The organism is Microcoleus sp. PH2017_05_CCC_O_A, assembly GCF_020738785.1.
Classification (GTDB): Bacteria; Cyanobacteriota; Cyanobacteriia; order Cyanobacteriales; family Microcoleaceae; genus Microcoleus.
The window spans coordinates 1-8,549 of the sequence record NZ_JAEQCB010000193.1 but is presented as its reverse complement, the minus strand read 5'-3'; the positions used below and the strand labels follow the sequence as shown (position 1 = coordinate 8,549).

At 46.2% G+C, this 8,549-nt stretch carries 6 protein-coding genes; all 6 read right to left on the bottom strand.

The genetic code is table 11. The features are described from left to right. Positions 1–476: 476 nt before the first annotated feature. The 6 genes from JGK20_RS30550 to JGK20_RS30525 all read right to left on the bottom strand — a co-directional run bounded on the left by JGK20_RS30550 (position 477) and on the right by JGK20_RS30525 (position 8,432). Positions 477–2,897, bottom strand: coding sequence for a sucrose synthase (locus tag JGK20_RS30550; RefSeq protein WP_293212015.1), 2,421 nt, complete (start codon positions 2,895–2,897; stop codon positions 477–479). Between the two features lie 131 nt (positions 2,898–3,028). Further along, entirely contained in the window at positions 3,029–4,552 is a 1,524-nt protein-coding gene (locus JGK20_RS30545; protein WP_293212023.1) for a carboxypeptidase M32, read from the bottom strand. Positions 4,553–4,632: 80 nt separating this feature from the next. Next, on the bottom strand, positions 4,633–5,835 hold the full coding sequence (locus JGK20_RS30540) for a tetratricopeptide repeat protein (protein ID WP_293184213.1): 1,203 nt from the start codon (positions 5,833–5,835) through the stop codon (positions 4,633–4,635). A 463-nt stretch (positions 5,836–6,298) separates the two neighbouring features. Continuing rightward, the gene (locus JGK20_RS30535; protein ID WP_293192454.1) at positions 6,299–6,691 is read right to left on the bottom strand and encodes a type II toxin-antitoxin system Phd/YefM family antitoxin; all 393 of its coding nucleotides are present in this window, start codon (positions 6,689–6,691) and stop codon (positions 6,299–6,301) included. A 119-nt stretch (positions 6,692–6,810) separates the two neighbouring features. Further along, complete coding sequence (locus JGK20_RS30530; RefSeq protein ID WP_293192452.1) at positions 6,811–7,983, bottom strand: tetratricopeptide repeat protein; 1,173 nt, start codon at positions 7,981–7,983, stop codon at positions 6,811–6,813. Further along, positions 7,980–8,432, bottom strand: coding sequence for a hypothetical protein (locus JGK20_RS30525; RefSeq protein WP_293233271.1), 453 nt, complete (start codon positions 8,430–8,432; stop codon positions 7,980–7,982). Before JGK20_RS30525 ends, JGK20_RS30530 begins: the two co-directional genes overlap by 4 nt. Positions 8,433–8,549: the final 117 nt, after the last annotated feature.

Sequence of the window (8,549 nt, the reverse complement as noted above, 5' to 3'; positions counted from 1 at the left end):
AATAGTCTCGTGCGATCGCCCGAGTTGCGGACAAAGCTACCCAAATAGTCAAGGATGGGTAGCTTTGTCCATAAATTAAGTTACAGTTTCAAACCCCGTCGCCGGCGAACGACACAAAGGAAGCTCGGCAGCAGATGCCAGTAAAGAATGTAACGGATAGAAGGAGAAAGGAAGAAGGAATCCATGGCTGATGTTTGGGCCATTAAGAACGTCCTAACGGTTTCTTAGCATCCACCCGAAATCAAGGTACGTTGTTGCGCTTCAGCGCTCCCATCTATCAGAAAGAGCGCTGAAGCGCAACAACTTACCTAGTCGATTTCTTAGGATCCACCTGAAATCAAGGTACGTTGTTGCGCTTGAGCGCTCCGATATACGCCGAAAGAGCGCTGAAGCGCAACAACGTACCTAAACGTACCCAGTCGATCGCTCTAACACTTTTTTGTCTCAACCGGCCCCTACAAACCAAAACTTCCCACTTATCGCTGTGCGTGCTCCTCCAGTAAAGCCTTCGCTCTCGGCTTGTAAATCAGATAAAACAGCGCTTCTATGTAGCGGAGCATATCTTCGCGGTTTTCCTTGGACGAGTAGTTCCAGAAACCGTAAGTCCGGGCCAGAGTCAGCAGCTTGGTAGTGTGAATTTTCCAAGTATACGTGCTGTAAACTCTGTCAATTCCTCGCGTTGAAATTTCGTACCAATAGTTGGGATTCTGTTCGCATTTCGATAAAAAATCGAGAATTTCTTGGGCAGTTTCCTCGTGGTTGGTCGGGTTGATATAGAACCCATTTACTCCATCTTGAATGATTTCTATCGGCCCGCCAAACTGCGTCCCGAAAGTCGGAATCCCGGTAATCATTGCTTCGAGAATTGTCAAGCCGAAAGCTTCAAATAAGGCTGGCTGTACAAATATACCTTGGCCGTCGGCGATTACCCGGTAGATTTCACCGGACAGGCTTTTGGACAGCCGCACTCCCAGCCAGCGAATTTTACCGTGCAGCTTGTATTGCTCGATAATTGCGTAAAGTTTTTTAATTTCTTCGGCTTCTTCGTAGTCTTCGGTTTCTTCGACTCTCAGCTTGCCGGCTACTAAAATTAAGTTGCATTTTGCTTGCAATTCCTCGCTTTTGCCAAACAATTCTGCTAAGCCTGTCAGGTTTTTAATGCGATCGAGCCGGGCCATCGAAAACAGAGGGCGCTTTTGCGGGTCGTCGAGTGTTCCGAACACCTGTTCCGGGTCTTCGAGGGTAAACAGCAGTTCGTTGAGCCGATCGCGATCGCCCTGCACCCTATCTTCGTTGCGCGTGTAGGGGAAATACACGCTTTCGTTCACTCCCGGCGGCACGACATTGAATTTTGGGCTGAACAGCTCAATCCCGTTGACGACGTGGTACAAATCCGGCATGGTAAAACAATTGTAAGATTCGTACTGCCCGACACTATCCGGTTTGCCGACAATCTCTTGATAGGTGCTGCTGACAATACAATTAGCCGCATTCATGGCAATGATATCCGCAGTAAATTGCAGCGCAAAATGGTATTTATCCTCAGATTCTTGCCAGTAGAGATTGCTGAACAAATATTTAGATTTTTCCAGGGCGTGGGCAATATTGCACTGAGTAACTTTGAGTTTGCGAGACAGCAAAAATGCCACCAAATTTCCGTCAGAATAGTTACCAATTATTAAATCTGGCTTGCCCTGAAACTCAGCCAGCAGTTCTTTTTCCGCATCGATCGCGTAAGTTTCCAAATAAGGCCAAATCTCGAACCGAGAAATCCAATTTTGAGTCAATTTGGGATTGAAGTCGCGGAAGGGAACCCTCAGAATCCAAGCATTTTCGGTGCCGTAAACTTTTTCCAAACGTTCGTTGCAGCGCGTGCCATCACTGTTTGGAATTAACCTGGTGAGAATAATTACTTTTGGTTTTACACCTAAACTATCGAGACCGGCAAGATGAATGTCTTCTTGCAGTTGTCTCTCTAAATTCTTCGCTTGATCGAGCACGTAAACTACTTGACCGCCCGTATCCGGACGCCCCAACACTCCTTCTTGACCGAACCAGCCGTGAGGAGAAACTAGGACGATTTTGAAAATCATCGGAATCCGAGAAATAAATGCTTCTAGGGTTTGGGGATCGGGGGAATCAATTAATTCGTCGAGAATTCCTAGAGTTTCCTGCACGCGGGCTGCGGTATTTCCCCAACCTGCATCCAAACCCATCATTTGCAGGACGAATTTAAATCTCTCGTAGGGTTCATCTTCAGAAAGTTCGCTGACAAAGGTGAGGGCTTTTTTGACTTGTTCTGAAAGTTGTTCTTGAGATTTTATGCGATCGTTAATTAGTAATTGTACGCCGTTGTAGCGGTGAATACGCAAGAAATCAAATAGAGTTTCCTGCCACTGTTTGGAGTCTTGAAACAGTTTGCTGGAGAGATAGCGGTTGAGGAATTGCACTCCTTTGCCGATGTTCTTGGGGTCGCGTATGGAGGGGGAATAGTCGTAAAAAGGGCCGAAATCTAGTTCGAGGATGTCGCCTTCTTGGGGGTGAAAGTGGTTGACGAAGCGATCGCGCACGTCGAGCAATTCTTGCACTGTCATCGGCTCCAGTGTCAAGTCGTCTCCAACTCGCACTATTTCCATTGTCGCAATTTTTGGTCGCAGCAGGACGCAAAGGCTGCTCTCTTCAAGAATAATTTCCTGAACGTAGTAAATCAGTTTGCTCAAATGAGAGGATTGATGAAACTGTTGGGGCTTTTCGTATTTGGTGCAGTAGGCGGCAAAAGCGCTAACTATATCGTTTCGCAGTAAATATTTGTTTCCCAAAGCCCGCAAATCGCTGGCAAATTGCCGCAAGTCGGTTTTTTCGTCGCTGGCAATAACAGCCTCAAAGAGTTCAGACATAGATACTCCCTTATTTGAGATTTTTGATTTTCGCTCTAAAAAAGGGCGATACTGTATTAGTACCACCCTTTTTTTAGGCGCCTACTTTTTTTAATCTCATTTTAAAGTCTGCAATGTGAAATTGCTATCCCTCAAATGACATAAAATTCGCCGTATTTGTGGCGAATGTAACGGACAAACGGATCGATAGTTAAAGGTGAACCGGTGACGCGATCGATCAATTCGACGGCAGTGTATTTGCGGCCGTGGTCGTAGATGTTTTGTTTGAGCCAGTCGTGGAGTACGCTAAAGTTTCCCTGTTCTATTTGTGCGGGAATTTCGGGATGGTTTTTGAGTGCGGTTTCGTAGAATTGAGCGCTCATCAAGTTGCCGAGGGTGTAACCTTGAAACATTCCGCCGATCGTCCCAACATACCAGTGAACATCCTGCATCGCACCGTCGCTGTCGGTAGCGGGGACAACGCCGAGGTCTGTTTTATAGCGATCCTTCCAGGCTTCGGGGAGGTCTCGCACTGCTAATTTGCCTTCTACCATTGCCAATTCTAGGTCAAAGCGGATGGCGACGTGGAGGTTGTAGGTTACTTCGTCAGCATCGGTGCGGACGAGCGATCGCGACACTTTGTTAATTGCCCGGTAAAATGCGTCTGGGGATACGTCGCCCAACTGGCGCGAAAATACTTTTTGCAGTTGCGGGTAAAAATACTGCCAAAAACCGCGGCTGCGCCCGACTAGATTTTCCCAAAGCCGCGACTGGCTTTCGTGCACGCCGGAGGAAATGCCACCTGCGAGTAGCGTACCTTCAAATTCGGGGGAATTGCCGAGTTCGTAGAGGCCGTGTCCGGCTTCGTGGATGCTGCTGAAGAGGGCTTGATCGAGGTGATCTTTGTAGACGCGGGTGGTGATGCGTACGTCGTCTATGGAGAAGTTGGTCATGAAGGGGTGCAGGGTGGTGTCCTGCCGTCCGCGCTGGAAGTCATACCCCATGAGTTGTACGACTGTGCGGGTGAATTCTAGCTGTTGAGCTTCGGAGAAGTTTTGGTGCAAGCAGGAGTCGTCAGCGGGAGGTTGTGAGGTGATGGCTTCGACTATGGGTACTAATTCTTGACGCAGTTGGGCGAACAGCGGGCGCAGCAGGGATACTTTCATGCCGTAGTCGCTGCGATCGATCAAAGGATCGGCAATGTGTTCGTATCCGGGGAAAAAGTCGGCGTACTGCCTGCTTAATTCTAAGGTTTTTTCGAGATATGGCTCGACGGCTGCGAAGTTGTTGGCTGCTTTGGCTGTTGCCCAAACTTCGTAGCAGTCGGCTTGGTGGCGGCAGAGTGCGGACATGAAGGTGGCGGGGACTCTGGCGGCACGATCGTAATCTCTGCGGGCGATGCGGATCAGGCTAGCTGAGGTAGAGTCATAGGGGAGGGTTTGTTCGTAGAAACGCAAGTCTTCTAGGAGTTCACCTATTTTGGGATCGGTAAATTTTTCGTGGGATATTTGTTTGAGAGTTGCCAACTGACGGCCTCTCGCAGTTGCACCTTTGGCGGGCATATAAGTCGCCTGATCCCAATGCAACAGTGACGAGGCTGATTCGATGTCGGTAACTTCGCTGAGATGCGCTGCGAGTTGAGCGAATTTTGCTTGAGTTTTGTCTAGGGTTTGCATGATTGGGGTTTGTGGTGCTGTTTTGCCTACAAAGGTTGCAGTGCGGCATCGGTATCCATCAATCATTTGCTACCCTGAAATCAAGCTAAAAACCGCACCTGTTCCCGTATTGTACGCAATTTAGAGTCATTCTGGCATAGTTTCCTGTATTTTTCCGGATTTAGTTCGATCGCCTTTGATAAGTTTTGGATCGCTTTCTGAATGCTGGTTTCTACAGCTTTGGGGCTGTTTTTGCGATCGCCTGCTGCTTTTTCTAGGGCGTAGACGCAGGCTTTTTGATAGTAAAGATTTGGATCGTCGGGTGTAATGGCGATAATGCGATCGTAGGAAGCGATCGCTTCGGTAAAGCGTTCGATTTTTTTGAGGGCGACAGCGCGGTTGTACCAGGCTTCGATGTTGTTGGGCTGCAACTCTAAGGTTTTGTCCCAGGAAGCGATTGCTTCTTGAAAGCGTTTTAAGTTTACTAAAGCTAAGCCGCGGTTGTACCAGGTTTCGCTGTCATCTGGCTTGAGTTCGATCGCTTTGTCCCAGGATGCGATCGCGTTTTCAAATTGTCCCATTTGGGCGATCGCCGTGCCGCGTTTGTTCCAGACTTCCGGGGAATTCGGGCGCAGTTGCAGAGTTTTGTCGTAGGAAGCAACGGCTTCGGCGTAGAGTTTTTCCTCGGCTAGGGCTAAGCCGCGGTTGTACCAAGCTTGATGCAAGTCTGGTTTTAGTTCGATCGCTTTGTCGTAGGAGGCGATCGCGGCTGCATTTTGCCCGGAGTGTTTCAGCGCAAATGCCTTGTTGTACCAAGCTTCCGAGTAGTCTGCTTGAATGGCGATCGCTTTGTCGTAGGATGCGAGGGCTTCTGAGAATTTTTCTAAGTTAACGAGGGTGTTGCCGCGGTTCGTCCAAGCTTCGTGATAGTCTGGCTTGAGTTCGATCGCCTGTTCGTAGGAAGCGATCGCTTCTGAGAGCCTGTTGAGCTTCCGCAACACGTTCGCGCGATTGTACCACGCTTCTGCATTTTTTGGTTGAATTTTTAAAGATTTGTTGTAAGCGGAGATTGCTTCGGGTAGCTGTCCCAACTTTCTGAAGGCTACGCCTTTGTTGTACCAAGCTTCGTGAAATTTTGGTTCGAGTTCGATCGCCTTAGACCAAGATTCGAGCGCTGCGGACAAGCGTCCCATTGATTCTAGGGCGTTTCCGCGATCGTAGAACGTTTGAGCGTTTTGGGCGTTGGGTGATATGGATTGTTCTCCAGATTCGATCGCTTTTTCTCTGTTAGCTAACTTTTGCAAGGGTTTTCACCTCAGTATGTAAAATTGTCGTTTTTTCTTTTATATGCGATGTTTTTCGCCATCTGCCATCTAATGGTGGCGATTGTACCTTAATTTTGTTATTGTTGACAATCTTACCTAAATTGGAGAACTTTTGCAATTTTTTATCGTTGAATTCTAAGTAATTTTGTCTTCGGTGTTGATTTGGATGTATGGATTTTTACTAAAATTTTTCGGGAATTGCGTAGAAGAGAGGAAAGGGCGATGAAGATGACAGAATTAGGTTGACAGAGTAAGTAATGGCGATCGGCAGAAACCCGATTTTGCAAACAAACCAGGTTTCTGAGTATTTATTCGTTATATCAATTCCGTTGCATCGGAGTTAATATAACCCGAAATCAGGACACGGCAGATGACCCGGCGGTTGAAACCGCGTCTATACAAACCAAGTCCGCCTACGCGGACTAAGAAATAAGGGAGATATTTAAGCTAGATATGGTTTACCGTCAGCTATAGTATAAATGTCTTCTTGGGGGTCGAGAATCGAACCAAAATTAGGATCGATCGCTGTTTTAATCCATTCTGAGTCGTGGAATGGCAAGCCATCAGCTAAAGTGTAGATATCTTCCGCTGAGTCTCTCAGAGAATCAAAGGCTGGATTTGCGATCGCAGCTTTTAGCCATTCATATTCTTGTAGTTTTGCTTTGTCAATCAGGGCGGCTTCTAATGCTTCTAGCCGCTTCAGATCGGCATAAGTAATAATAGCAGCGATCGCCCTTCCTTCCTGTTCTATGACAATTCGTTCTCCAGTATCCTCAACGCGGGCGATGAGTTCGGGAAATCTGTCATTAGTTACAGTTACATTTAGTTGAGTCATCTTTTACCTCGCTATTAATCTATCATAAAGTGTTTGTGATGCTGTAGGGGCGGGTTCACCAACAATTTCTGCCAATAACTAACAATCTCATAAACCCGCCCCCACCCAACGGCTAATCCCTATCCTTGAATCAAGGCTTGAAACCGAACATCAGATCGCATACTGTCAAAATCCGAGTCAGTTTTTGCCATTTCTCGCCATTCATCAGGATTCAGATTGATAGCTTGCTGCAAATTCTGAATAGCTTGGTCAATCTGACTGTGCAACGCATAGCAGCAAGCTTTATTATAAAATGCAGATGTGTCATCTGGTTTGAATTCTAAGGCTTTGTCGTAGGAGGCGATCGCATCTTCTAGCCTGCCTAAATTACGCAGTGCAATGCCCCGATTGTTCCAGGCATCGTGTTTATCTGGTTTGAATTCTAAGGCTTTGTCGTAGGAGGCGATCGCATCTTCTAGCCTGCCTAAATCATCCAGTGCACTGCCCCGATTGATCCAGGCTTCGTGTTTATCTGGTTTGAATTCTAAGGCTTTGTCGTAGGAGGCGATCGCCTTTGCATAATCTTCAGCCGAGCGATACAATAAAGCTTGTTCAAAAAACAATTCAGCTTTTTGTTCTGATGTTTGCCCATCCTCATCAATTAAACCTTGAAGCCTCACCAATTCCCGTTTCCGCGCTTCGGGAGTCAAAGCTAGATATTGTTCTAACTGCCATCTTTCCGAACAAGCCTGCATTGATTCGGCTTGCAAGCTTTCCTTATCCATCGACAACTTAAATAAACTCGATCGCCAATCAAAAAAGTCCGGCGCGCGATGAATAAAATATTCAATACCGAACTTAGGCAAAAGAAAAACAAAACAAATTTTAAAATTATCTAGAAAACGCTCTCGCTGCTGGTTAATATTCATTAAAACAGGTGGCACTCCCCGCCAACTGTAAGAATAAATATCCTTGCTTTCCCATCCGATCGCCCTTTTTTCTCGTTCGTATTCATCAAACGAATATTCTAAGCCTGTCACAAACAAAATATTAATTTCATCTCGTTTTGGCAACTCTTCAATTAAATTATAAAAATTATAAACCGACTCATTCAGCGGCAACACCTCAACCTTTTTCCGAGGGAAATCTGTTTGAACTTTCGCAATCAATCGTTTCCCCTCCGACGGCACACACTCCACAAACAACAACCGGAAACCATTTGTCCGTCTGAGAGTGCGTACCAGAGATTCATATTCTTCCTCCGGTGTTGCTGGTGGCAAATCTTCGTCCCAATCAATGATTTCCGATGTCATGGCTCAAGTTGTGCAACTGCTTCCTTAAATTCCAGAATGCCTTTAATTAGCGGGTGAACGTTATACCAATTCTGCATTTCTTCTTCTTCATCATAGTATCGATATTCCAAAATACAGCGGTTAAATAGCAAATCGCGGTGCTGTTTGTCATTAAGTATCCGGTGAGAGACAGATACTTTCGCTAAAATTGACCATTCTTCTTTATTAACGGTTCTTCTATAAATATTCCGCAAGTTCGTAATTGCCCTTTGCGCTGCTTTTGCAGTAATTGGCAAATCTTGAGTGCGATTTATAGCTTCTTGCAACATCGAGAGCAAATTCCTGACGTGTCCCCCACTCATCAAACACAGCTTTTCTAGTGTTTCTCTGTTGTCAAACCATTGTGTTTCCAATTCTAGAGATAAGCTGGGCTCGACTTGTTTCACCCGTTTCTCAATCACCTGTTTCATTTTAGCAAGTCCCGCTTGATTAACGGGACTTAAACAAATTTTAAGCCCAAACAAGGCCTAAACTGGCTTTATAAGCCGAGAATACGTCCCAATTTTGGTTCAACCATTTCACAAATC

What these genes read in the sequence shown, in the direction of transcription:
- JGK20_RS30530 (WP_293192452.1), bottom strand. Translation starts at nt 7,983, where the DNA reads ATGACATCGGAAATCATTGATTGGGACGAAGATTTGCCACCAGCAACA.
- JGK20_RS30550 (WP_293212015.1), bottom strand. Translation starts at nt 2,897, where the DNA reads ATGTCTGAACTCTTTGAGGCTGTTATTGCCAGCGACGAAAAAACCGAC.
- JGK20_RS30545 (WP_293212023.1), bottom strand. Translation starts at nt 4,552, where the DNA reads ATGCAAACCCTAGACAAAACTCAAGCAAAATTCGCTCAACTCGCAGCG.
- JGK20_RS30525 (WP_293233271.1), bottom strand. Translation starts at nt 8,432, where the DNA reads ATGAAACAGGTGATTGAGAAACGGGTGAAACAAGTCGAGCCCAGCTTA.
- JGK20_RS30535 (WP_293192454.1), bottom strand. Translation starts at nt 6,691, where the DNA reads ATGACTCAACTAAATGTAACTGTAACTAATGACAGATTTCCCGAACTC.